The organism is Streptomyces sp. NPDC002573 (assembly GCF_042889625.1).
In the GTDB taxonomy this organism is placed as follows: domain Bacteria; phylum Actinomycetota; class Actinomycetes; order Streptomycetales; family Streptomycetaceae; genus Streptomyces; species Streptomyces gibsoniae.
The window spans coordinates 91,030-113,388 of sequence record NZ_JBIARC010000016.1; the positions used below are offsets into that span (position 1 = coordinate 91,030).

General features: G+C 72.3%; 18 protein-coding genes. 14 read left to right on the plus strand and 4 right to left on the minus strand.

From position 1 onward, the window contains the following. The first annotated feature begins 119 nt into the window (after window positions 1–119). Window positions 120–1,883 carry a DAK2 domain-containing protein gene (locus ACFYX0_RS17615; RefSeq protein WP_388971155.1) on the plus strand — a complete coding sequence of 588 codons (1,764 nt, stop codon included), beginning with the start codon at window positions 120–122 and terminating at the stop codon, window positions 1,881–1,883. Between the two features lie 107 nt (window positions 1,884–1,990). Here ACFYX0_RS17615 and ACFYX0_RS17620 read toward each other — a convergent pair whose 3' ends face one another. Both ACFYX0_RS17620 and ACFYX0_RS17625 read right to left on the minus strand, forming a co-directional pair. Continuing rightward, window positions 1,991–4,894 carry a tetratricopeptide repeat protein gene (locus tag ACFYX0_RS17620; protein WP_388971157.1) on the minus strand — a complete coding sequence of 968 codons (2,904 nt, stop codon included), beginning with the start codon at window positions 4,892–4,894 and terminating at the stop codon, window positions 1,991–1,993. Next, window positions 4,891–6,738 (minus strand): HSP90 family protein, encoded by a 1,848-nt coding sequence (locus ACFYX0_RS17625; protein ID WP_388971222.1) that lies wholly within the window; start codon window positions 6,736–6,738, stop codon window positions 4,891–4,893. The genes ACFYX0_RS17620 and ACFYX0_RS17625 overlap by 4 nt, the downstream gene beginning before the upstream one ends. Window positions 6,739–6,909: 171 nt before the next feature. On the opposite strand from ACFYX0_RS17625, the gene recG reads away from it, so the two are divergent. From recG to mutM, 8 genes are all read left to right on the plus strand, one after another. After that, window positions 6,910–9,126, plus strand: a complete 2,217-nt coding sequence (recG, locus tag ACFYX0_RS17630) for an ATP-dependent DNA helicase RecG (protein WP_388971159.1) — start codon at window positions 6,910–6,912, stop codon at window positions 9,124–9,126. Window positions 9,127–9,294: 168 nt separating this feature from the next. Continuing rightward, window positions 9,295–9,882, plus strand: coding sequence for a 16S rRNA (guanine(966)-N(2))-methyltransferase RsmD (rsmD, locus tag ACFYX0_RS17635; protein ID WP_388971161.1), 588 nt, complete (start codon window positions 9,295–9,297; stop codon window positions 9,880–9,882). Window positions 9,883–9,908: 26 nt separating this feature from the next. Next, a complete protein-coding gene (coaD, locus tag ACFYX0_RS17640; protein ID WP_311695122.1) occupies window positions 9,909–10,388 on the plus strand; it encodes a pantetheine-phosphate adenylyltransferase in 480 nt (159 codons plus the stop codon). 122 nt (window positions 10,389–10,510) lie between these two features. After that, window positions 10,511–11,572 (plus strand): cell division initiation protein, encoded by a 1,062-nt coding sequence (locus ACFYX0_RS17645; protein WP_388971163.1) that lies wholly within the window; start codon window positions 10,511–10,513, stop codon window positions 11,570–11,572. Between the two features lie 163 nt (window positions 11,573–11,735). After that, a complete protein-coding gene (locus tag ACFYX0_RS17650) occupies window positions 11,736–12,380 on the plus strand; it encodes a YceD family protein (protein ID WP_355904896.1) in 645 nt (214 codons plus the stop codon). Between the two features lie 2 nt (window positions 12,381–12,382). After that, complete coding sequence (rpmF, locus tag ACFYX0_RS17655; RefSeq protein ID WP_003951102.1) at window positions 12,383–12,556, plus strand: 50S ribosomal protein L32; 174 nt, start codon at window positions 12,383–12,385, stop codon at window positions 12,554–12,556. Window positions 12,557–12,575: 19 nt separating this feature from the next. Further along, entirely contained in the window at window positions 12,576–13,406 is an 831-nt protein-coding gene (rnc, locus tag ACFYX0_RS17660; protein WP_311694975.1) for a ribonuclease III, read from the plus strand. Window positions 13,407–13,575: 169 nt separating this feature from the next. Then, complete coding sequence (gene mutM, locus ACFYX0_RS17665) at window positions 13,576–14,451, plus strand: bifunctional DNA-formamidopyrimidine glycosylase/DNA-(apurinic or apyrimidinic site) lyase (protein ID WP_388971165.1); 876 nt, start codon at window positions 13,576–13,578, stop codon at window positions 14,449–14,451. Between the two features lie 41 nt (window positions 14,452–14,492). On the opposite strand, the gene ACFYX0_RS17670 is transcribed toward mutM, so the two are convergent. Continuing rightward, entirely contained in the window at window positions 14,493–14,879 is a 387-nt protein-coding gene (locus tag ACFYX0_RS17670) for a winged helix-turn-helix transcriptional regulator (RefSeq protein ID WP_388971167.1), read from the minus strand. A 165-nt stretch (window positions 14,880–15,044) separates the two neighbouring features. Between ACFYX0_RS17670 and ACFYX0_RS17675 the strand changes: the two genes are divergently transcribed. Together ACFYX0_RS17675 and ACFYX0_RS17680 are read left to right on the plus strand one after the other, a co-directional pair. Beyond that, window positions 15,045–15,629 (plus strand): flavodoxin family protein, encoded by a 585-nt coding sequence (locus ACFYX0_RS17675; RefSeq protein ID WP_388971169.1) that lies wholly within the window; start codon window positions 15,045–15,047, stop codon window positions 15,627–15,629. Window positions 15,630–15,850: 221 nt separating this feature from the next. Beyond that, entirely contained in the window at window positions 15,851–16,036 is a 186-nt protein-coding gene (locus tag ACFYX0_RS17680) for a hypothetical protein (protein ID WP_355904905.1), read from the plus strand. A gap of 327 nt (window positions 16,037–16,363) precedes the next feature. Here ACFYX0_RS17680 and ACFYX0_RS17685 read toward each other — a convergent pair whose 3' ends face one another. Beyond that, complete coding sequence (locus ACFYX0_RS17685; RefSeq protein WP_388971171.1) at window positions 16,364–17,326, minus strand: CAP domain-containing protein; 963 nt, start codon at window positions 17,324–17,326, stop codon at window positions 16,364–16,366. 153 nt (window positions 17,327–17,479) lie between these two features. On the opposite strand from ACFYX0_RS17685, the gene ACFYX0_RS17690 reads away from it, so the two are divergent. From ACFYX0_RS17690 to smc, 3 genes are all read left to right on the plus strand, one after another. After that, complete coding sequence (locus ACFYX0_RS17690; protein WP_311694968.1) at window positions 17,480–17,761, plus strand: acylphosphatase; 282 nt, start codon at window positions 17,480–17,482, stop codon at window positions 17,759–17,761. Window positions 17,762–18,140: 379 nt separating this feature from the next. Continuing rightward, complete coding sequence (locus ACFYX0_RS17695) at window positions 18,141–18,344, plus strand: hypothetical protein (protein ID WP_043444185.1); 204 nt, start codon at window positions 18,141–18,143, stop codon at window positions 18,342–18,344. A 237-nt stretch (window positions 18,345–18,581) separates the two neighbouring features. Continuing rightward, window positions 18,582–22,175, plus strand: coding sequence for a chromosome segregation protein SMC (gene smc, locus ACFYX0_RS17700; RefSeq protein ID WP_388971173.1), 3,594 nt, complete (start codon window positions 18,582–18,584; stop codon window positions 22,173–22,175). Window positions 22,176–22,359: the final 184 nt, after the last annotated feature.

Sequence of the window (22,359 nt, forward strand, 5' to 3'; positions counted from 1 at the left end):
CTCCGGGATCCGGCCGCGCCGGGGCCTCCCGGTGCCGGGTGGGCGCCCGGCCCTCTTCAGGGCAGCACGGGCGCTGGGTCTACGCTGCGTCCCACGTCCAGCAGCTCAAGGAGGCGCAGGTGGCGCAGGTGCCGCAGCCATTGGATGCTCTCGCGGTGCGCACCTGGTGCGGTCTCGCGCTCAAGGCGCTGGGACGGGCGCGCGAGGAGATCGACGCGATCAACGTCTATCCCGTGGCTGACGGGGACACCGGCACCAACCTCTATCTGACCGTGGAGTCGGCCGCCGCGGCCGTCGAGGCGGTCTTCGCCGGCTACGAGGCCGGCGGCACCCAGCGGCCGACGCTCGCCGACGCGGTGCGGGCCATGGCGCACGGCGCCCTCATCGGGGCCCGCGGCAACTCGGGGACGATCCTCGCGCAGCTGCTGCGCGGCATGGCCCAGGTGCTCGCCGCCGACGGTGAGACCGCTCACACCGACGCCCAGGGGCTGCGGCTCGCGCTCCGGCAGGCGGCCGACTCCGCCCGGGAGGCCGTCGCCCACCCGGTGGAGGGCACCGTGCTGACCGTCGCCTCGGCCGCCGCCGACGCGGCCACCGGCCCGGAGGCCGGTGCGGAGGAGAACTGCGCCGGCGTCGCCCGGGCCGCGTACGAGGGGGCTCGGGCCGCCCTCGCGGCGACCCCCGGCCAGCTGGCCGTCCTGGAGCGCGCCGGAGTGGTCGACGCGGGCGGCCGGGGCCTGGTGGCGGTGCTCGCGGCACTGGTGGAGACGTTCACGGGGGAGAGCCCACGTGGGGCCGAGGGGCCGGGGCGCGGCACCCACGCGCGCGGGGACGCCCATCCCGGCATGTCCGTCGACGACGCCCACGCGCGCGTGCACGACGACGACACCTACGCGCGTGTGCACGGCGATTCCCGGGGCGTCTCCGAGGAGTGCGCCGGAGCCCCGGCGGACGGGGCCGGACCCGCCTACGAGGTGATCTATCTCCTGGAGGCCGACGACGCGGCCGTGGCACGGCTGCGGCACCGGCTCGACGCGCTCGGCGACTCCCTGGTCGTGGTCGGCGGGGACGGGCTGTGGAACGTCCATGTGCACGTCGACGACGCGGGCGCCGCCGTCGAGGCGGGCGTCGAGGCCGGGCGGCCGTACCGGATCCGGATCACCCACTTCGCCGCCGGGGATGTGCACACCACCCGTGCCGGGCGGCCGCCGCGCGAGCCGGTCCAGCGCGCGGTCGTGGCGGTCGTGCCGGGAGAGGGCCTGGCCCTGCTGTACCAGGAGGCCGGCGCGACCACCGTGCTCGCCCGGCCCGGGGAACCGCCGGCGAGCGGGGAGCTGGTGCAGGCGGTACGGCGGGCGCACGCGCGCGAGGTGGTGCTGCTGCCCAACGACGCGGATCTGCGCCACACCGCGGCCGCGGCGGCCGAGCAGGCCCGTACGGAGGGCGTCCGCGTGGCACTGATCCCGACCCGGTCCGCCGTGCAGGGCATAGCGGCGCTCGCGGTCCACGAGCCGGACCGGCGCTTCGACGAGGACGTCGTGGCGATGACGTCGGCGGCGGGGGCGACCCGGTACGCCGAGGTCACCGTCGCCGAACGGCAGTCCTGGACGATGGCGGGCATCTGCCAGGCCGGGGACGTCCTCGGACTGATCGACGGTGATGTCGCGGTCATCGGCTCGGACGTCACGGAGACCGCCGAGACGGTCCTGGACCGCATGCTCGCGGCGGGCGGCGAGATGGTCACCCTGGTCCTCGGCGACGACGCCCCCGAGTCGGTCGCGACGCACCTGGAGTCCCGGGTACGCGAGTCGTACCTGGCGGTCGACACCGTGGTCTACCAGGGCGGCCGCCAGGGGCCGCTGCTGCTCATCGGCGTGGAGTGACACCGTCCGGGGCCGCGGCGGTGCGTCTCCCCGCACGGCGCCCCCGGCACCCGGCAGGCGGTGCCTGCCGGGTGCCCGTCCGCGACGACGGGCACCCGGCACGGGCGTCACCGCTCCCGCTGCGCCTCGAGGAACTCCAGCAGCCGTTCCGCCTCCGCCCGCCGGGCCCGGGCCGTCTCGGCGTCGCCGTCCGCCGCCTCGGGTCCCTCGTACGCCGACAGCACCGCACGCGCGTGTGCCGCCGCCGCGTCGGGACGGCGCAGGTCGGCCGCCAGCCGGCCCGCGGCGAGCTCGGCGCCGGTACGGGCGTCGAGGGCGTCCGGGCCGAGGGCCGCGAAGACCGCGACGGCCTCCGTGGTGTGCCCGAGCGCCTCCTCGAAGGCCGCCCGCCGCGCCTCCTCGTCCGCGTCCTCACCGGCCGAGCGGGCGATCAGCTCGCCGAACTGGCGGTGGGTGTGGCCGAGTTCGCCGGCCAGCCGGACCCGCGCCTCGTGGTCCTCGGGCGAGCCGGAGGCACACACCTGGGCCGCCTGCGCCATCAGCTCCCGCGCCGCGTCCAGATCCGCCCGCTCGCGCGCGGCGAGCCAGGCACGGGCCCGCAGGGCGCGCACCAGGCCATGGGTGTTGCCGAGGCCGCGCCACAGTTCGGCGGCGCGGGCGTAGGCCCGGTCCGCCTCCGCGGGCAGTTCCGCGTGGCCCAGTGCCTCCGCGGCCAGGTGCGCCAGCATGGCGTGGTCCCGCTGCTCCGGCCAGTGCCGGGCGATCTCCGCGGCCTGCAGCCACCGCTCGGCGGCGGCGCGGTGCTCGCCCAGCTCCGTGTGACAGTCGCCGAGCCACCACTGCGTCTGCACCAGAGCCCCGTCGCCATGCGTCTCGGCGGTCAGATCGGGCAGTGCCGACTCCAGCACCTCGGCCGCCTCCGCGAACCGGCCCTGCCGCAGCAGCAGACCGCCCAGCTGGTGCCGCGCCCATGCGCCCAGCGCCGGGCCCTCGCCGGCCTCGTCGGCCCAGTGCGCGGCCTGAAGGGCGTGCTCGGCGGCCTCCGCGAACCGCCCCGACGCTCCCAGCACCTCCGCCAGCCCGAGGTGCAGCTGTGCCTGCCCGAACGGCTCCAACTGCCCCTGGCCGTGCTCCAGGGCCGCGCGGGCCGCCCGCTCGGCGCTCTCCGTGTCGCCGAGCTGCCGGGCGAGGCGGGACAGCCGTGCCTCGTGCTCCACCGCGAACCACGGCAGGCCCGCCGCCACGTACTCCTCGGCCGCCCGTGCCAGCAGCTCCGCCGCCGCCTCCGCGTCCCCGGCACGCCCCGTCAGCTCGGCGAGCATGGCCCTGGCCTCCGCGGCCCGGGACGCGAGACGCACCTCGGCCGTGTGCGGCTCGGCGAACGCCAGCAGCTCCCGTACGGCCTCCTCGGCGGTCCCGGTGGAGCTCTCGTCCTCCTCCAGCCGGTGCATCAGGACGCGCGCGTGTCCCACCAGGACGGACGCCGTCTGCCGTACGCCCGTACCGCTTTCGTCGAAGAGGGCGAGGGCCTCCGCGCGCAGCCCGGTGATCTCCTCCAGCGCCCGGTCGGCGTCGCCCGTCAGGGCGCGCACGAACGCGGCACGCGTGCGTGCCGCCAGCGCCTCCCCGGGGTCGCCCGCCGCCGCGTACAGTCCCGCCGCGCGCTCGAAGACCTCGGCGCCCTCCGGGCCCCGGGCGATCGCCTCGTGGTCGACGAGTTCCGCACGGTCCCGGGGGCCCAGCTCATGGCCCTCCGCCGCGCGCGCCACCGCGGCCCACGCCTCCACGGCGTCCGGGTGCAGCGCCTCCGACAGCCGCCGCGCCTCGGCGAGCAGCGCCGGAAGGTCCGGGTCCGCGGTCGTCACGGCGGACACCGGCGCCGGCCGCGGAGCCGGGCGAACCGTCCGTACGCCGAGCGGCAGCCGGTCGACCAGGGGAGCGCGGTCCATTCGCTCCCGGGTGCGCTCACCGACGTAGGGCGTGCCGTTGCGCGCGTCGAAGCGGGCGGCGAGCGCCAGCGCCTCCTCGCGCGCGTGGGCGGAGAGTTCCCGGGCGGTCCACTCCCGGCCCGCCGGTCCCGGCACCGTCTGCTCGCCGAACCCCAGCGTGACCAGCCGGTCCATCAGCAGCGTCACCACGGCCAGGAAGTCCAGCTTGCTGCGCGGCTCCCCGGAGTCCGTGAAGTACTGCGGGCGCTCGGCCAGGAGTTCCAGGCCGCGCGCCTCGTTGCCGGTCAGGGCGCAGAACTCCACGTGGTCCGCGTACGAGCCGCGCATGCTCTCCATGCCCCGCACGAGTCGGATCCCGCGCAGATGGTGGGCCCGTGCCTCGTCGAGACGGCCCAGGCGCAGCAGCGACAGCAGCGAGGAGGCCAGCACGGCGTGCGGCTCGTGCGCGCACACGTACTCGCCCTCCAGCACCGGCGCCCACAGCTCCAGCGCCCGCTCGTCCTCGCCCGTGCGCGCCTGCCACCACCCCTGGTCGTGCAGCTCGCACGCGCGGCAGTCGGCCATGGTGTCGCGGTCGGCGGCCAGCCACGCGGTGTACGCCCGTTCGGCGCGCGCCAGATCCCCGATGTGCGCGGCGACGCTGAACTCGGCGCTGCGCACGGCGCGTTCGGAGTGCCCGGCCAGCCGGTAGCGGTGCTCCATCTCGGCGAGCCACTTCTCCATGGCGGCGAGCGGGATGTGCGGCTGGCCCAGCATGCCCGCCGACATCCACTTGAAGACCCAGTGCAGCGAGTGGGTCTCGTACTCGTCGAAGTCCTCGGGGCGCTCGTCCCACATGCGCAGCAGGCGCGCGAAGGGGACGAACATCTTGTCCTTCTCGGAGCTGTAGTTGTAGACCTTCAGCTGGTGCCCGAGCGCCTCGATCACTGCCAGCGGGATGTTCAGCTTCTCCGCCGCCACGAGCAGCTGCTCCGCACGCGCGTTGCGCGCCGGGCCCTCCGGCTCGTCGTAGTTGTCCGCCATCGCACGGCGCAGTGAGTCGAAGTCCATGGCCTGGCTCATCGGGAGCCGTCCTTGGGGGAGTTGGAGTGGGTGGCCCATTCGAGCAGGCCGATGAACGCGCGGTTGAGCAGCGCGGAGTCCGCCGGCCGCAGCGGACGCTGGGCCATCAGCAGGGCCTGCCCGTAGAGGGACTCGGTGGCCGTGCCGATCAGCTCAGCGTCGCCCAGGGAGCCGATCCTGCGGATCAGCGGGTTGAGGTGGTTGAGGACCAGACGCGCCCGGGGCGCGCTGCCCCGCAGCGAACCGAGGATCCCCGCCCACAGGTCGTCGGCCTGCTCCTCGGCCTCGGCGCGCGCCTGCTCATGGCGGGCCGCCCGGTCGTCCAGATGCAGGGCGGGCACGGACAGGGGATGGAACGCGCGCAGGACGACATCGCAGCCGAGCGGGTCGAGCGTGGCGCGTGCGGCGCTCAGGAAGCCCGCCAGCGCCAGCTCCTCGGCCGGGTCGACCGCGTCCAGATGGGCGGTCACGGTGTCCGCGTCCAGCTCCGCGACCACCGTCCCCGGGCGCGCCGACGGCAGCGACTCCACCAGCTCGCTGTCGTAGGTGTAGCCGCCGTTGACCACTCCGATGCCCTGCGCGGAGGCGATCGGCGCGACCTGGCGGTACTCCTCCACCGTCCGGGTGAAGTGCACGACGGGGTGCCGCTGTGCGAACTCCTCCAGGGACAGTCGCCCGTCCGTGGTCTCGAAGGGGAGCCACGGCAGCATCGTGCGCAGCAGCTCCTTGTCGTGCCGGGCGAGCGACTTGACGCCCAGGTAGTGCACGGACAGGAAGGCGGCGAGCCGCTCGGGGTCACCGGCCGCGAGTCCCGTCAGCCAGGACCGGATGCGCTCCCCGAGGGCGTCGCGCACGGCCGCCAGGGTCTCGTCCTCGTACAACGACTCGCGTGAGGCCGTGGGCCGCAGACTGTCCGTGTCGAGCACACAGCGCACGAAGAACGCCCAGTCGGGCAGCAGCTGTTCGGCCCGCTCCGTCAGCAGCATGCCCTTCAGGTGCACCCGGTGGCTCGCCCGCTGCGCCGGACTGACCGCGCTCGGCAGCACATAGGCGACGCCCCGCACCCCGGCGAGCGGCACGTCCAGGTCGATCGAGTCCAGCGGAGTGAAGCCGAACAGGTCGTGACAGTGGCGCGCCAGGGCCACCCGCCGGCTCGCGGGGGAGGGGTAAGCGCGGTCCCAGGGCGCCGGCAGGTCCGAGATCGGCTCGTCGCCGACCCGCACGTCGTACGGCAGCAGCGAGCCGAAGTCCCGTGCCAGGGACCGCACCCGGTCCGCCGAGAGCCAGTCCCCGGCACCGGGACGCGCCACCAGGTGCACCGTGGTGCCGGGTTCGGGACGGGCGTCCGGCGGCAGCGTCCGTACGACGTACGACCCGTCGTCGGCGGCCGTCCACTCCACCGGGAGCGCGTCCGGCGTACGGGCGCTGCGGCTGACGACCCGGATGCGCTCGGCGACGACGAAGCAGGCCAGCAACCCGATGCCGAACTGTCCGAGGAAGCCGGAGCGGGCCTCCTGGAGCCCCTCGGCCCGCTTGGAGCTGCGCCCGATGGTGGCGAGCAGGCTGTGCACGTCGGACTCGGTGAGCCCGACGCCGGTGTCCTCGACGCGCAGACCGGTTCCGTCCGCATACAGCCGGACCCGGGCCGGCGCGTCCGGTTGCTCGGCGCGGCGGGCGGTGATCGCGTCCACGGCGTTCTGCAGCAGCTCGCGCAGATAGACCTTGGGACTGGAGTAGAGGTGATGGGAGAGCAGGTCCACCAGACCGCGCAGGTCGACCTGAAACGTATGAGGTGACTGGGGTGACTGAGGTGCCTGGGATGCCTGTGAGGTCTGGGAGTCCATCGTCACGGCGCCGTGGGTGGGGGACGGTCGACGGCGCGGGGTCGGGCGGTCCCGGTGGGGCGGTGACCGCGGGGCGAGCCGGGAAGGATCGGGTCATCCTAGGCTTGGAGCCACCCCGCTGACCAGCGGATTTGCAAGACGTATACGGCGATGTCAGTGGTGTGGTGTGCAATGGATCTCGTGCCCGCACCGCAAGAACCGCTCAAGAAGGCGCTCGGCCCCGCCACCGCGAAGGTGATGGCCGAGCACCTCGGCCTGCACACCGTCTCGGACCTCCTCCACCACTACCCGCGCAGATACGAGGAGCGCGGTCAGCTCACCCACCTCGCCGACCTGCCCATGGACGAGCACGTGACGGTGGTCGCCCAGGTCGCCGACGCCCGGCTGCACAGCTTCGCCTCGGCCAAGGCGCCCCGCGGCAAGGGCCAGCGCCTGGAGGTCACGATCACCGACGGCAGCGGCCGCCTCCAACTGGTCTTCTTCGGCAACGGCGTGCACAAGCCCCACAAGGAACTCCTGCCGGGCACACGCGCGCTGTTCGCGGGCAAGGTCTCCGTCTTCAACCGCAGGCTCCAACTGGCCCATCCCGCCTACGAGTTGCTGCGCGGCGAGGACGACGTGACCGAGACGGTCGACAGCTGGGCGGGCGCCCTCATCCCGATCTACCCGGCGACGGCCAAGCTGGAGTCCTGGAAGATCGCCAAGTCGGTGCAGACGGTCCTGCCGAGCGCCCAGGAGGCGGTCGACCCCCTGCCGGACTCGCTGCGCGCGGGCCGGGGCCTGGTCTCCCTCCCCGAGGCACTCCTCAAGGTCCACCGCCCGCACACCAAGGCGGACATCGCCGAGGCCCGCTCCCGCCTCAAGTGGGACGAGGCCTTCGTCCTCCAGGTCGCCCTGGCCCGCCGCCGGCACGCGGACGGCCAGCTTCCGGCGGTGCCCCGCGTCCCCGCGCCGGACGGCCTGCTCACGGCCTTCGACGAGAAGCTCCCCTTCACGCTCACCGACGGCCAGCAGAAGGTCTCCCACGAGATCTTCGCCGACCTGGCCACCGAGCACCCGATGCACCGCCTGCTCCAGGGCGAGGTCGGCAGCGGCAAGACGCTGGTCGCCCTGCGCGCCATGCTCGCCGTCGTGGACGCGGGCGGCCAGGCCGCCCTGCTCGCGCCCACCGAGGTGCTCGCCCAGCAGCACCACCGCTCGATCGTCGAGATGATGGGGGACCTGGCCGAGGGCGGGATGCTGGGCGGATCCGAGCAGGGCACCAAGGTGGTGCTGCTCACCGGCTCCATGGGCGCGGCCGGGCGCCGGCAGGCGCTGCTCGATCTGGTCACCGGGGAGGCCGGGATCGTGATCGGCACCCATGCCCTGATCGAGGACAAGGTCCAGTTCCACGACCTGGGCCTGGTGGTGGTCGACGAGCAGCACCGGTTCGGGGTGGAGCAGCGCGACGCGCTGCGCAGCAAGGGCAAGCAGCCGCCGCATCTGCTGGTCATGACCGCCACACCGATCCCCCGGACCGTCGCCATGACGGTCTTCGGCGACCTGGAGACCTCCGTCCTGGACCAGCTCCCGGCCGGGCGCTCGCCGATCGCCAGCCATGTGGTGCCGGCCGCGGACAAACCGCACTTCCTGGCGCGCGCCTGGGAGCGGGTGCGCGAGGAGGTCGCCAAGGGCCATCAGGCATACGTCGTCTGCCCCCGGATCGGCGACGACATCGACGAGCCCGGCGACCCGAAGAAGGCCGCGAAGTCGCCCGAGGACGAGGCGGAGAAGCGGCCCCCGCTCGCCGTGCTCGACGTGGCCGGCCAACTGGCCAAGGGCCCCCTGACGGGCCTTCGGGTCGAGGTGCTGCACGGCCGTATGCACCCCGACGACAAGGACGCGGTGATGCGCCGGTTCGCCGCCGGCGAGGCCGATGTCCTGGTTGCGACGACGGTCATCGAGGTCGGGGTGAACGTCCCGAACGCCACCGCCATGGTGATCATGGACGCCGACCGCTTCGGGGTCTCGCAGCTCCACCAGCTGCGGGGCCGGGTGGGCCGTGGCTCGGCGCCCGGTCTGTGCCTCCTGGTGAGCGAGATGCCCGAGGCGAGCGCGGCCCGGCAGCGGCTGACCGCGGTCGCCTCCACCCTGGACGGCTTCGAGCTCTCGCGCATCGACCTGGAACAGCGGCGCGAGGGCGATGTCCTCGGCCAGGCCCAGTCGGGTGCCCGCACCTCGCTGCGCATGCTCGCGGTCATCGAGGACGAGGAGATCATCGCCGAGGCCCGCCAGGAGGCCACCGCGGTGGTCGCCGCCGACCCGGAGCTGGAGCGGCTGCCCGGCCTGCGCACGGCCCTGGAGGCGCTGCTGGACGAGGAGCGGGAGCAGTACCTCGAGAAGGGCTGACGGCAGGGGACAGGACGCGGCGAGCGGGCGCGGAGGCGGCCGCGGTGCCCGGGGAGCCGAGGTGACCGGGGGAGACCGCGCGCCGACGGCCGCCGGGCTGCGAGACTGGAGACGCACACCCGCCCTGGACACAGGGCACCCGCCCGCACACCGACAAGGACCGCAGAGATGACCCGCGTGATCGCCGGCCGGGCCGGCGGACGCCGACTGGCCGTCCCGCCGGGCAACGGCACCCGCCCCACCTCCGACAGGGCGCGCGAGGGCCTCTTCTCCACCTGGCAGTCCCTCCTCGGCGGCCCCCTGGGGGGCGAGCGGGTCCTCGACCTGTACGCCGGCTCGGGCGCCGTCGGCCTGGAGGCCCTGTCCCGTGGCGCGGGGCACACCCTCCTGGTCGAGGCCGACGCCCGCGCCGCCCGCATCGTCCGCGAGAACGTCAGGGCGCTCGGTCTGCCCGGCGCCGAGGTCCGGGCGGGCAAAGCGGAACAGATCATCCGCACCCCGGCACCTGAACAGCCGTACGACCTCGTCTTCCTGGACCCGCCGTACGCGGTCTCCGACGACGATCTTCGCGAGATTCTCCTCACACTCCGCACGGAGGGGTGGCTCGCGGCCGACGCCCTCGTCACCGTGGAGCGCAGCACCAGAGGCGGAGAGTTCAGGTGGCCGGACGGCTTCGAGGCGATCAGGGCCCGTCGTTACGGGGAAGGGACGTTTTGGTACGGTCGCGCCGCCTCTACGTGCGAAGACGCACGATGACCGGACCGGAGAGCGAGGGAACACAAGTGCGCCGCGCCGTCTGTCCCGGGTCGTTCGACCCGATCACCAATGGACACCTCGACATCATCGCCCGCGCCTCCAAGCTGTACGACGAGGTGTACGTCGCGGTGATGATCAACCAGTCCAAGAAGGGCCTCTTCGAGATCGACGAGCGGATCGAGCTGATCCGCGAGGTCACCGCCGAGTTCGGCAACGTCGTGGTGGAGTCCTTCCACGGCCTCCTCGTCGACTTCTGCAAGCAGCGCGACATCCCCGCCATCGTCAAGGGCCTGCGAGCGGTCAGCGACTTCGACTACGAGCTGCAGATGGCCCAGATGAACAACGGCCTCACCGGTGTGGAGACCCTTTTCGTCCCCACCAACCCCACCTACAGCTTCCTGTCCTCCTCGCTCGTCAAGGAGGTCGCGGCCTGGGGCGGAGACGTCTCCCACCTGGTGCCGCCGGTCGTCCTGGACGCCCTGGGTGAGCGCCTCGGCAAGGGTTGAGCGGACCCGCGGCGCACTCCCCGTTTTCTGACAGCACGTCAGCCGGTGTCGGCCGGGACGGAAGTGCCCGTACAGTCGACCCGTCCGTCTCCAATACAGCTGTAGAGAGTGGCGAGCACACGGTGGACGTGCAGAAGAAGCTCGACGAGATCGTCTCGATGGTCTCCGGCGCCCGGTCCATGCCCATGTCGGCCTCGTGCGTGGTCAACCGCGCCGAGCTGCTCTCGATGCTCGAAGAGGTGCGCGCGGCCCTGCCCGACTCCCTGGCCCAGGCCCAGGAGGTGATCGGCGACCAGGCGCAGATGGTCGAGCGGGCCCGCCAGGAGGCCGAGCGGATCATCGAGAGCGCGCACGCCGAGCGCGGCTCCCTGATCTCCGACACGGAGGTCGCCCGCCGTTCCCAGAACGAGGCCGACCGCATCCTCGCCGAGGCCCGCCAGGAGGCCGAGGAGGTCCGCGCCGAGGCCGACGACTACGTCGACTCCAAGCTCGCCAACTTCGAGGTCGTCCTCACCAAGACCCTCGGTTCGGTCGGCCGCGGCCGCGAGAAGCTCCTCGGCACCGGTCCCGGCCTCGACGAGCAGGGCTACGAGGACGAGGACGCCCCCGAGCGCAGCCACGACCCCGAGACCCTGCGCCGGGACGCGGACGCGTACGTGGACACCAAGCTCGGCGCCTTCGAGGCCGTGCTCGCCAAGACCCTGGAGGCCGTCGGCAAGGGCCGGCAGAAGCTGCACGGCCGGATCGCCACCGACGACCTCGGCGCCCTCGCCGGGGACCTGACGACCGTCCAGCACTCCAGCGACGCCGACTACCTCGCCGACCTCGCGGGCCTCGCCGACACCCCGGCCCAGGCCCCCGTCGCGCCCGCCCAGACGCCCGTGATCCCGGCCCAGCAGAACCAGCCCGCCTACGCGCAGCAGCAGGATCCGTACGGGTACGCGCAGCCCGACCAGTACGGCTACCAGCAGACCTACGCGCAGCAGGACGCCTACGGCTACCAGCAGGCGGACCCGTACGCCGCCTACCCCCAGGCGCAGGCGTACGACCAGCAGGCGGCGTACGATCAGGGGGGGCACGGCTACCAGCAGGGCAACGCCCTCGACGAGACCAGCCTCTTCGACACCAGCATGATCAGCGCCGAGCAGCTCCGGGCCTACGAACAGGGGCGCGGCGGTCACTGAACGTGCCGGACGCGCGGGTTCCCAGGGCTTCCGGGTGCACCGGATTGGGCCATGAGGGAAAGGTCCAGTATCCTGGCTCTTCGGTCGCGCGTACCCTTCGCGATCCACGCTGCCCGGAACATCACGGAACAGCGTCCCCCGAGCTTCGAGACCGAAAGCAGGAATGGCTCTGAACGCCCGCCTCGACCACCGCAACCCCCTCGTGTTCGACACGCACGAGCTGGGGCGGCGTCCTGGTGCGCTGCAGCGCCTGACCCGCACGATCGACGCCCCCAAGGACTTCGGTATCCAGGGGGTCATCGGAGTGCCGGAAGGCGCCCCGGTGGAGCTCGACCTCCGGCTCGAGTCGGTCATGGAAGGGGTGCTCGTCACAGGCACCGCCCGTGCATCGGCCGAGGGGGAGTGCGTAAGGTGTCTGGAGCCGCTGGAGCTGGAGCTCGAAGCGGACTTCCAGGAGCTGTTCTCGTACCCTGACGCCGACGACCGGGGCCGCGTGATCGCGGAGCCGGGCGACGACGCCGAGGACGACGAGGACAGGTTCTTCCTCGAGGACGGACTCTTCGACCTCGAACCTCTGCTGCGCGATGCGGTGGTGCTCGCACTGCCGATGCAGCCGGTGTGCCAGGAAGACTGTGCGGGTCTGTGCTCCGAGTGCGGAGCACGGCTCATGGACGACCCGGACCACCACCACGACGCCGTCGACATCCGTTGGGCGGCACTGCAGGGACTCGCCGATTCAATCGAAGACGGCGATAAGGACGAGATGAGCGGCGCCGAAGCGGGCGTCGACGAGAAGCAGGAGAAGTAGCCGTGGCTGTTCCGAAGCGGAAGATGTCGCGCAGCAACACGCGCCACCGCCGGTCGCAGTGGAAGGCTGCGGTCCCCACCCTGGTTGCGTGCGAGCGCTGCCACGAGCCCAAGCAGCAGCACATCGCGTGCCCCTCGTGCGGCACCTACAACAAGCGCCAGGTCCTCGAGGTCTGATCGGCTGGTGAGAGGTCTGATGTCTGACGCCAAAAGCAGTCCCCGCCGCAGCGGGGGTGGTCCGGCGGACAACACAGCCTCGTCCCACACGCTTCTGGAAGGGCGGCTCGGCTACAAGGTCGAGTCCGCCCTTCTGGTGCGCGCGCTGACCCACCGCTCGTACGCATACGAGAACGGCGGTCTGCCGACGAACGAGCGTCTGGAGTTCCTCGGGGACTCCGTGCTCGGCCTCGTCGTCACGGACACGCTGTACCGCACCCACCCCGACCTGCCCGAAGGCCAGCTGGCCAAGTTGCGGGCCGCGGTGGTCAACTCGCGTGCGCTGGCGGAGGTGGGCCGCGGGCTCGATCTCGGCTCCTTCATCCGGCTCGGCCGGGGCGAGGAGGGCACGGGCGGCCGGGACAAGGCGTCCATCCTCGCCGACACCCTCGAAGCGGTGATCGGCGCTGTCTATCTCGACCAGGGGCTGGACTCGGCGGCGGAGCTGGTGCACCGCCTGTTCGACCCGCTGATCGAAAAGTCCTCGAATCTGGGTGCCGGCCTGGACTGGAAGACCAGTCTCCAGGAGCTCACCGCGACCGAGGGGCTCGGTGTGCCCGAGTACCTGGTCACGGAGACCGGCCCGGACCACGAGAAGACCTTTACTGCTGCCGCCCGCGTCGGAGGCGTCTCGTACGGCACCGGCACCGGCCGCAGCAAGAAGGAGGCGGAGCAGCAGGCCGCGGAGTCGGCCTGGCGCTCCATCCGCGCCGCCGCGGACGAGCGAGCCAAGGCGGCGGCCGAGGCGGGGTCCCCCGACGGGTCCGACGAATCCGTCACGGCCCCGTCGAGCGACACGGCCACGGCCTGAATCCTTCACCGAACCCCGCCCCGGCGTCACCGCCGCGGCGGGGTTCGTTTTTTCGCGGCGGTCCCGTCTCCTCGGAGGCTCTCGGGACCGGTGTCCCGGGCCGGGCCCGTCGACCGGTCCCGCGAGGTACGCTGCGGACGTCGCCCCCCGTTCCCTCCTGAGGAGCCCCGTGCCCGAGTTGCCCGAGGTCGAGGTCGTGCGGCGCGGACTGGAGCGCTGGGTCGCCCACCGGACCGTCGCCGACGTGGAGGTGCTGCACCCGCGCGCCGTCCGGCGGCACACCGCGGGCGGCGAGGACTTCGCGCACCGCCTCAAGGGGCAGCTCCTCGGCACCCCGAGCCGCCGCGGGAAGTACCTCTGGATCCCGGTCGACACGACGGGCACGGCGATCCTCGCCCACCTCGGCATGAGCGGCCAGCTCCTCGTGCAGCCGTACGACGCCGACGACGAGAAGCATCTGCGCATCCGCCTCCGGTTCGACGACGGTCTCGGCACCGAGCTGCGCTTCGTCGACCAGCGCACCTTCGGCGGGCTCTCGCTGCACGACACCACCCTCGACGGGCTGCCCGACGTGATCGGGCACATCGCCCGCGACCCCCTGGACCCGCTCTTCGACGACGCCGCCTTCCACGACGCCCTGCGCCGCAAGCGCACCACCATCAAGCGGGCCCTGCTCGACCAGTCGCTGATCAGCGGCGTCGGCAACATCTACGCCGACGAGGCCCTGTGGCGCTCCGGCGTCCACTACGAGCGCCCCACGGCCCACTTCACCCGCCCGCGCACGGCCGAACTCCTCGGCCATGTACGGGACGTGATGGACGCCGCGCTCGCCGTCGGCGGCACCAGCTTCGACAGCCTCTACGTCAACGTCAACGGGGAGTCGGGCTACTTCGACCGGTCGCTCGACGCGTACGGCCGCGAGGGCATGCCCTGCCGGCGCTGTGCGACGCCCGTGCGCCGCCGCCCCTGGATGAACCGGTCCAGCTACTTCTGCCCGAAGTGCCAGCGGGCGCCGCGCATCGCGACGTCGCGCGCGATGCCGTAGAAGTACCGAGGGCTCGGGTCTCGCCGTAGCGCCCGGGAGTCTCAGTTCGTCTGGGCGTCGTCGTAACGGCGACGGGCCTCCAGCACGTCGTCCATCCGGCCCTCCACGAAGTGGATGAGGCCGAGCAGCCGCTCGGCCACCTCGTGCCCCAGCGGGGTCAGCTCGTAGTCCACGCGCGGGGGGTTCGTCGGCTGGGCGTCGCGGTGCACCAGACCGTCGCGCTCCAGTGCGTGCAGGGTCTGGGACAGCATCTTCTCGCTCACCCCGTCGACCCGGCGGCGCAGCTCGTTGAAGCGGAACGAACCTTCGTGGAGCGCGCCGAGCGTCAGCGCCCCCCAGCGTCCCGTCGCATGCTCCAGCGTGCTCCGCGACGGGCACGCCTTGGAGAACACGTCGTACGGGAGGTCCTCCTGCTGCGTGATGGTCATGGCCGAAGCGTACTCCAGCGCAGCGCTATACGGCGGGTTGCGCTAACTGAAAGTTAGTGCTTTCCTTTGGATGTCGCAGGGTCGAGAGGCGCCACTCCGTCGCGTTCTCCGCCCCTCGTTCCCGTCCCTCACGGACGCCCTTCCCCTTCCACGAGGAGTACCCACGTGACCAACGCTGTTGTCGCCATCGCCTACCACTCGGGCCACGGCCACACCGCCGTCCTCGCCGAGGCCGTGCGCGAAGGTGCCGCCGAGGCCGGAGCCCAGGTGCACCTGATCAAGGTCGACGAGATCACCGACGAGCAGTGGGCGACCCTCGACGGCTCCGACGCGATCGTCTTCGGCTCGCCGACCTACATGGGCACCGCGACCGCCGCCTTCCACGGCTTCGCCGAGGCCTCCTCCAAGCGCTGGTTCACGCAGGAGTGGAAGGACAAGTTGGCCGCCGGCTTCACCAACTCGGGGTCCAAGAGCGGCGACAAGCTGCACACCCTGCAGTTCTTCCAGATCCTGGCGGCGCAGCACGGCATGAACTGGATCAGCCTCGGACTGCACCCGGGCTGGAACAGCAGCACCGGCTCCGAGCACGACCTCAACCGCCTCGGCGTCTTCCTGGGTGCCGCCGCGCAGACGAACATCGACGAGGGCCCCGAGGCCGTCCACAAGGCCGACGTCGAGACCGCCCGTCACCTCGGCCGCCGCGTCGCCGAGACCGCCCGGCTGTACGCACTGGGCCGCGCGGCCGCGTAGCCCCCGGACACGACCGTGCCCCCGCCCGGAAGAGACCGGGCGGGGGCACGCGCGTAGGCGGGGGAGGCGTCCCCGAGTGGCCCCCAGTGGCCCCAGGTCCAGGCCCGCTCGGAGGCCCGGGATCTGGTGCACCAGCACCTTCCGGTCGGACGACGGCCGCTCCAAGGACCCGGCGGCGCCCGGCCCGCGCGGAGGGACACGCGGAGTTGACGCTGTTGGGCATGGCCCTGTTCGTCTCTGCCGGGGCCGGGTTCGCCTCCCGGGCGAACCCCACCGGCCGCCCCGAACTCCGCGCCGGCCGCGTGGGCCTCGTAGGACTCCGACTCGGTCAGGCAGGGATCATCCTGCTTCTGGGCGCGGCGCCCTGCGTGGCCATCGCGTTCCCGAGCACATTGCTGGGCGGCTGACCGAGTCGTGGGTTCTCAGTGGCCGAAGAAGTGAAGGACTCGGCCTGTGACCTGCGGCGGTGTAATCGATCAACGCTGCGACCTGCGACTTGGCTGGGTGCTCAGGAGCGGATCATGGTGAGCACGTGAGGCTGGCTCGCCAGGATTCATGCGTGCACCGTATCCAGCGGTCGGCGTAGCGACTTCGGCCGGCAGCTGTTCCGGCGCAAATGATCACGGCCCCGTAAGAGTCCGGCGCGTCGGGCGGTCTGTGGACCTGACTCGGCTACCGATGACAGCCCCGAGACGGCCCGAGAGACCTCATAGGGCCCCTGACCTGCGGAATTCTCAGTAACCGAAGTCCTGCGTCCACCAGGGGCCGCCGGTGCCCAGATGGACACCGACGCCCAGCGTCTTGAAGTCGCAGTTCAGTATGTTCGCCCGGTGGCCGGGGCTGTTCATCCAGGCGTCCATCACGTCCTGGGCGGTGGTCTGGCCGCGCGCTATGTTCTCGCCGCCCAGGTCCGTTATGCCGAGCACGGCGGCCCGGTCCCACGGGTCCTTGCCGTCCGGGTCCGTGTGGTCGAAGAAGTTCCGCGTGGCCATGTCATCGCTAAAGGCCTGAGCCAGCTTCGTCAGCTCGTTGCTCGCGGTCACCGGGGTGCAGCCGACCTTGGCCCGCTCCTGGTTGACGAGGTCGAGCACCGCGACCGCGGTCGCGGTCGCCCCGGACTTCTGCGCCGGAACATGGGTCTTGGGCTTCTTCTCGTGCTTCTTCGCGGGCGGAGCGGTCGTCGCCGTCTGCGTCGCGGCCGGGGACGGCGACTGTGACTGCGACGGTTCCTGCGTCGGAGCGGTCGAGGACGCCGGGGCCGAGGGTGTCACGGCCGGCGCGGTGGCGCTCCCGCGCTCGTGGCCGCGGCTCGTGGACGTCGAGCCGCGGCCGTCGGCCGTCCCGCTCGTGCCGCCCTGCTCATGGGCGTAGCCCGTCGGGCTGGTGCCCGAGGCCTGTACATCGCCGGCGTCGCCACTCACCGTGAAGCTCTTGCCGCCGGGCAGCACGCCCGTGGCGACCGCCACGGTGCCCAGCGCGACGGCGGCCGAGACCCCCAGCAGGCCGGTGCGCACCGGGGTGGGCGCCTTCTTCTTGCGGCGTGAGCGAGTCGCCTGCCGTTCGGCCTCCAGCACCTCGGCGAAGCCGTAGAGGTTCTCGGGGCCGTAACGCTCCGTGGCGGTATGGTGATTCTGTGTCACCTGGGCCGCGCGGCCGGTGGCGGCGCGTCCGGCGGCGGAGCGTCGGTGGCGTCCCATCTGCAGGCCTTCCTGGTCTTGCGGTCAGCGCTACTGAATCGAAACTCGCTCGATCGAGTGAGTTTCACGACAGATTCATATGAGGGGGGACGCTACAGCATGACGCGAGTGGAGGAAGTGCCCGGAGGGACATTGGCCGGTTAGCGTGCAGCCATGAACGACGATGCACGACTCGTCGCGTGGGTGCGCGGACGTGTTCAGGGCGTGGGTTTCCGCTGGTTCACCCGGGCCAAGGCGCTGGAGATCGGTGGCCTGCGGGGCTTCGCCGTCAACCTCGACGACGGACGGGTCCAGGTGGTCGCCGAGGGGACGCGGGGGAACTGCGAGGGGCTGCTGGACTGGCTCCGGGGCGACGACACACCCGGGAGGGTGGATGGCGTCACTGAGATTTGGGACACGCCCCGCGGCGGCTACGACGGCTTCGCGATCCGCTGAGTGCGGGGCGCGGGGCGCCAGGGCGGAAGCGGAGGGGCATGCCACCGGCACCTGCGCGCAGCAGAAAGGCCCAGGTGGTTGCCAAGAAGGGCGCTCCGTGGCAGGCTCCGGACCCAAGAATGATCGCCACACCCTCCGGGCCCCGTAGGAGTGGCAGCGCCGCCCGTCGAAGGCCGCGCGCCCCCGGGACGCCCGCCATCGTGGGGTGTGATCGTGTTGACCGTCAAACTTTTTGGTGAGACGCTGAAAGCCCCGCGCACCTTAGCTGTTTGGCATGTAAGAACGGCGCAAGAACTGAAGATTGCCAAGCACCGCGGGTGCGAATCCCTCACGACCCACACCGCATCGGTCGGTCACTCAGTGTGGAGGACCATCCATCATGGCAAAGGCGCTTCTCGGTTACGTCGGCGGCTCCGACCCGCGACTCCTCGCCGAGATGCGACGGCTCCAGCAGCGCGTCCAGGAGCTCGAGTCCGAGCTCGTACGGATCCAGGCGGAGAACGACGCGCTGACGGCTGCCGCTTCTCACGACAGGATCATGGAGAGCATCGACGCACACCAGGCGGAGCCTGCGCTCACCTGATCACTGCATCGCTCCACAAGGCACAAGCAGTGGATGGCTGCCCCTACCAAGGGCTGCCCGCATCAACCGCTCAGTTGTCACAGTTCGCAAGGGACGCCTCGGCGTCCCTTCTTTCTTGCCCCCGTGCACCCTTTCATCCTCTTTAACGGATGGTGTGCCCTGCGCGTTCAACTGTGAAACCGCAGGGGTGTCGGGGTTCATAGTGTGAGATACCGGCGGAAGGTAGAGTCCAGCGGCGTGCACCTCAAGGCCCTGACCCTCCGCGGGTTCAAGTCGTTCGCCTCCGCGACCACGCTCCGCTTCGAGCCGGGGATCACGTGCGTGGTGGGGCCGAACGGCTCGGGCAAGTCCAATGTGGTGGACGCGCTCAGCTGGGTCATGGGCGAGCAGGGCGCCAAGTCGCTGCGCGGCGGCAAGATGGAGGACGTCATCTTCGCCGGCACCACCGGGCGCCCGCCGCTCGGCCGCGCCGAGGTGTCCCTCACCATCGACAACTCCGACGGCGCACTCCCGATCGAGTACTCCGAGGTCACCATCACGCGGATCATGTTCCGCAACGGCGGCAGCGAGTACCAGATCAACGGCGACACCTGCCGCCTCCTCGACATCCAGGAGCTTCTCTCCGACTCCGGCATCGGCCGCGAGATGCATGTGATCGTCGGCCAGGGCCAGCTCGACTCGGTGCTGCACGCCGACCCCATGGGCCGCCGCGCCTTCATCGAGGAGGCCGCCGGCGTCCTCAAGCACCGCAAGCGCAAGGAGAAGGCGCTCAGAAAACTGGACGCCATGCAGGCGAACCTCGCCCGCGTCCAGGACCTGACCGACGAGCTGCGCCGCCAACTCAAGCCGCTGGGACGGCAGGCAGCGGTCGCCCGCCGGGCCGCCGTCATCCAGGCCGACCTGCGGGACGCCCGGCTGCGTCTGCTCGCCGACGATCTCGTACGGCTGCGGCAGGCGCTGAAGACCGAGGTCGCGGATGAGGCCGCGCTCAAGGAACGCAAGGACGCCGCCGAGGCCGAACTGAAGAAGGCGCTCCAGCGCGAGGCGCTGCTCGAGGACGAGGTGCGCCGGCTGACGCCCCGTCTGGGGCGCGCCCAGCAGACCTGGTACGAGCTGTCTCAGCTCGCGGAGCGGGTGCGCGGCACGATCTCGCTGGCCGACGCCCGGGTCAAGAGCGCCACCTCCGCGCCCCCGGAGGAGCGGCGCGGACGCGACCCCGAGGACATGGAGCGCGAGGCCGCCCGCGTCCGCGAGCAGGAGGCCGAACTGGAGGCCGCGCTGGAGGCGGCCGAGCGCGCACTCGAGGACACCGTCGCGCACCGGGCCGAGCTGGAACGCGAACTGGCCCTGGAGGAACGGCGCCTGAAGGACGCGGCGCGCGCCATCGCCGACCGCCGCGAGAATCTGGCCCGGCTGAACGGGAAGGTGGGCGCGGCCCGTTCCCGCGCGGCCTCCGCCCAGGCCGAGATCGACCGGCTCGCCGCGGCACGCGACGAGGCACAGGAGCGCGCGGTCGCCGCACAGGAGGAGTACGAGGCCCTCAAGACGGAGGTGGACGGTCTGGACGCGGGCGACGCGGACCTGACCGAGCAGCACGAGACGGCGAAGCGGGGCCTGGCCGAGGCGGAGGCTGGCCTGTCGGCCGCCCGCGAGGCGGCCACCGCGGCCGAACGCAAGCGCGCGGCGGTCGCAGCCCGGCATGACGCGCTCGCCCTGGGGCTGCGCCGCAAGGACGGCACGGGCGTCCTGCTCGGGGCCAAGGACCGCCTCTCCGGCCTCCTGGGCCCGGCGGCCGAACTGCTGACGGTGACCTCCGGGCACGAGGTGGCGCTGGCGGCGGCCTTCGGTGCCGCCGCGGACGCGATCGCGGTGACGGACCCCTCCTCGGCGGCCGACGCGATCCGCCTGCTGCGCAAGCAGGACGCGGGACGGGCGGCCCTGGTGCTGGCCGTGCCGCCGAAGAAGCCGGCTCCCGAGGGGTCCGCCGATCCGGAGGGACGGGACGCCTCCCGGCAGTCCGCTCCCGACGGGCTCCCCTTCGCCGCCGAACTCGTCCGCGGTCCCGACACGCTGATGCCCGCCGTGCGGCGGCTGCTGCGCGGCATCGTCGTGGTCGGCACCCTGGAGGACGCCGAGGAACTGGTCGAGGCGCGGCCCGACCTGACGGCCGTCACCGCCGAGGGCGATCTGCTCGGGGCGCACTTCGCGCACGGCGGGTCCGCCGGTGCGCCGAGCCTGTTGGAGGTGCAGGCCTCGGTCGACGAGGCCGCGGCGGAGCTGGAGGAACTCGCCGTCCGCTGCGAAGGGTTGGCCGAGGCACAGCAGCTGGCGGGGGAGCGCCGCAGGGGGTGCGCGGCCCTCGTGGAGGAACTGGGGGAGCGGCGGCGGGCGGCCGAACGGGAGAAGTCCGCGGTCGCCCAGCAGCTGGGACGGCTCAGCGGACAGGCCCGGGCCGCCGCCGGGGAGGCCGAGCGCTCCACCGCCGCCGCGGCCCGCGCGCAGGAGGCGCTGGAGAAGGCCCTGCTGGAGGCCGAGGAGCTCGCCGAGCGGCTCGCCGTCGCCGAGGAGATGCCGGTGGAGGAGGAGCCCGACACCTCCGTACGCGACCGGCTCGCCGCCGACGGGGCGAACGCGCGGCAGACCGAGATGGAGGCCCGGCTCCAGGTCCGTACCCACGAGGAGCGGGTCAAGGGACTGGCCGGACGGGCCGATGCCCTCGATCGCGGCGCCCGCGCCGAACGTGAGGCACGCGCGCGTGCCGAACAGCGGCGGGCCCGGCTGCGCCACGAGGCGGCCGTCGCCGAGGCGGTCGCCTCCGGTGCCCGGCAGCTCCTCGCCCATGTCGAGGTGTCCCTGGGCCGGGCGGAGGCCGAGCGCACCGCCGCCGAGGCCGCCAAGGCACGCCGTGAGCAGGAGCTGACCGGCGCCCGCACCGAGGGCCGCGACCTCAAGGCCGAGCTGGACAAGCTCACCGACTCGGTCCACCGCGGTGAGGTGCTCGGCGCCGAGAAGCGGATGCGTATCGAGCAGCTGGAGACGAAGGCGCTCGAGGAACTCGGCGTCGAGCCGGCGGGCCTGGTCGCCGAGTACGGCCCCGACCAGCCCGTACCGCCGTCGCCGCCCGCCGAGGGCGAGGAGCTGCCCGAGGACCCGGCGCACCCGCGCAACCAGCCGCGTCCGTTCGTGCGCGGCGAGCAGGAGAAACGGCTCAAGGCGGCCGAGCGGGCCTACCAGCAGCTCGGCAAGGTGAACCCGCTCGCGCTGGAGGAGTTCGCGGCGCTGGAGGAGCGGCACAAGTTCCTCAGTGAGCAGCTGGAGGACCTGAAGAAGACGCGGGCCGACCTGCTGCAGGTGGTGAAGGAGGTCGACGAGCGCGTCGAGCAGGTCTTCACCGAGGCGTACCGGGACACGGCCCGGGAGTTCGAGGGTGTCTTCAGCCGGCTGTTCCCCGGCGGCGACGGGCGGCTGGTGCTGACCGACCCGGACAACATGCTCACCACGGGCGTCGACGTCGAGGCCCGGCCGCCGGGCAAGAAGGTCAAGCGGCTGTCCCTGCTCTCCGGCGGGGAGCGGTCGCTGACCGCCGTCGCGCTGCTCGTGTCCATCTTCAAGGCCCGGCCCAGCCCGTTCTACGTCATGGACGAGGTCGAGGCCGCCCTCGACGACACCAACCTCCAGCGGCTGATCCGCATCATGCAGGAGCTCCAGGAGGCCTCGCAGCTGATCGTGATCACGCACCAGAAGCGGACGATGGAGGTCGCCGACGCGCTGTACGGCGTCTCCATGCAGGGCGACGGTGTGTCGAAGGTCATCTCCCAGCGACTGCGGTAGATGGATGGGGCCTACACCGGTCCTGACCTGCAGCTCCTCGAAAATTCAACTTCTGAACACAAGCTCCGCGCGTCCTGCGTCACACCCGGCCAACATCGACCTCTTGACTTCGACACTTGAAGGCATAGTCTCTGCAACGTTGCTTTTACCTTCAGGTGTGAGCGGCGGCTTATCCAATGCTCCC

Excerpts from the sequence above, each read along its gene's own strand:
- rnc (WP_311694975.1), top strand. The coding sequence starts at position 12,576 with ATGTCTGACGCCAAAAGCAGTCCCCGCCGCAGCGGGGGTGGTCCGGCG.
- ACFYX0_RS17680 (WP_355904905.1), top strand. The coding sequence starts at position 15,851 with ATGGCCCTGTTCGTCTCTGCCGGGGCCGGGTTCGCCTCCCGGGCGAAC.
- ACFYX0_RS17650 (WP_355904896.1), top strand. The coding sequence starts at position 11,736 with ATGGCTCTGAACGCCCGCCTCGACCACCGCAACCCCCTCGTGTTCGAC.
- ACFYX0_RS17670 (WP_388971167.1), bottom strand. The coding sequence starts at position 14,879 with ATGACCATCACGCAGCAGGAGGACCTCCCGTACGACGTGTTCTCCAAG.
- rsmD (WP_388971161.1), top strand. The coding sequence starts at position 9,295 with ATGACCCGCGTGATCGCCGGCCGGGCCGGCGGACGCCGACTGGCCGTC.
- recG (WP_388971159.1), top strand. The coding sequence starts at position 6,910 with ATGGATCTCGTGCCCGCACCGCAAGAACCGCTCAAGAAGGCGCTCGGC.
- ACFYX0_RS17620 (WP_388971157.1), bottom strand. The coding sequence starts at position 4,894 with ATGAGCCAGGCCATGGACTTCGACTCACTGCGCCGTGCGATGGCGGAC.
- ACFYX0_RS17625 (WP_388971222.1), bottom strand. The coding sequence starts at position 6,738 with ATGGACTCCCAGACCTCACAGGCATCCCAGGCACCTCAGTCACCCCAG.
- ACFYX0_RS17690 (WP_311694968.1), top strand. The coding sequence starts at position 17,480 with ATGAACGACGATGCACGACTCGTCGCGTGGGTGCGCGGACGTGTTCAG.
- ACFYX0_RS17695 (WP_043444185.1), top strand. The coding sequence starts at position 18,141 with ATGGCAAAGGCGCTTCTCGGTTACGTCGGCGGCTCCGACCCGCGACTC.
- ACFYX0_RS17685 (WP_388971171.1), bottom strand. The coding sequence starts at position 17,326 with ATGGGACGCCACCGACGCTCCGCCGCCGGACGCGCCGCCACCGGCCGC.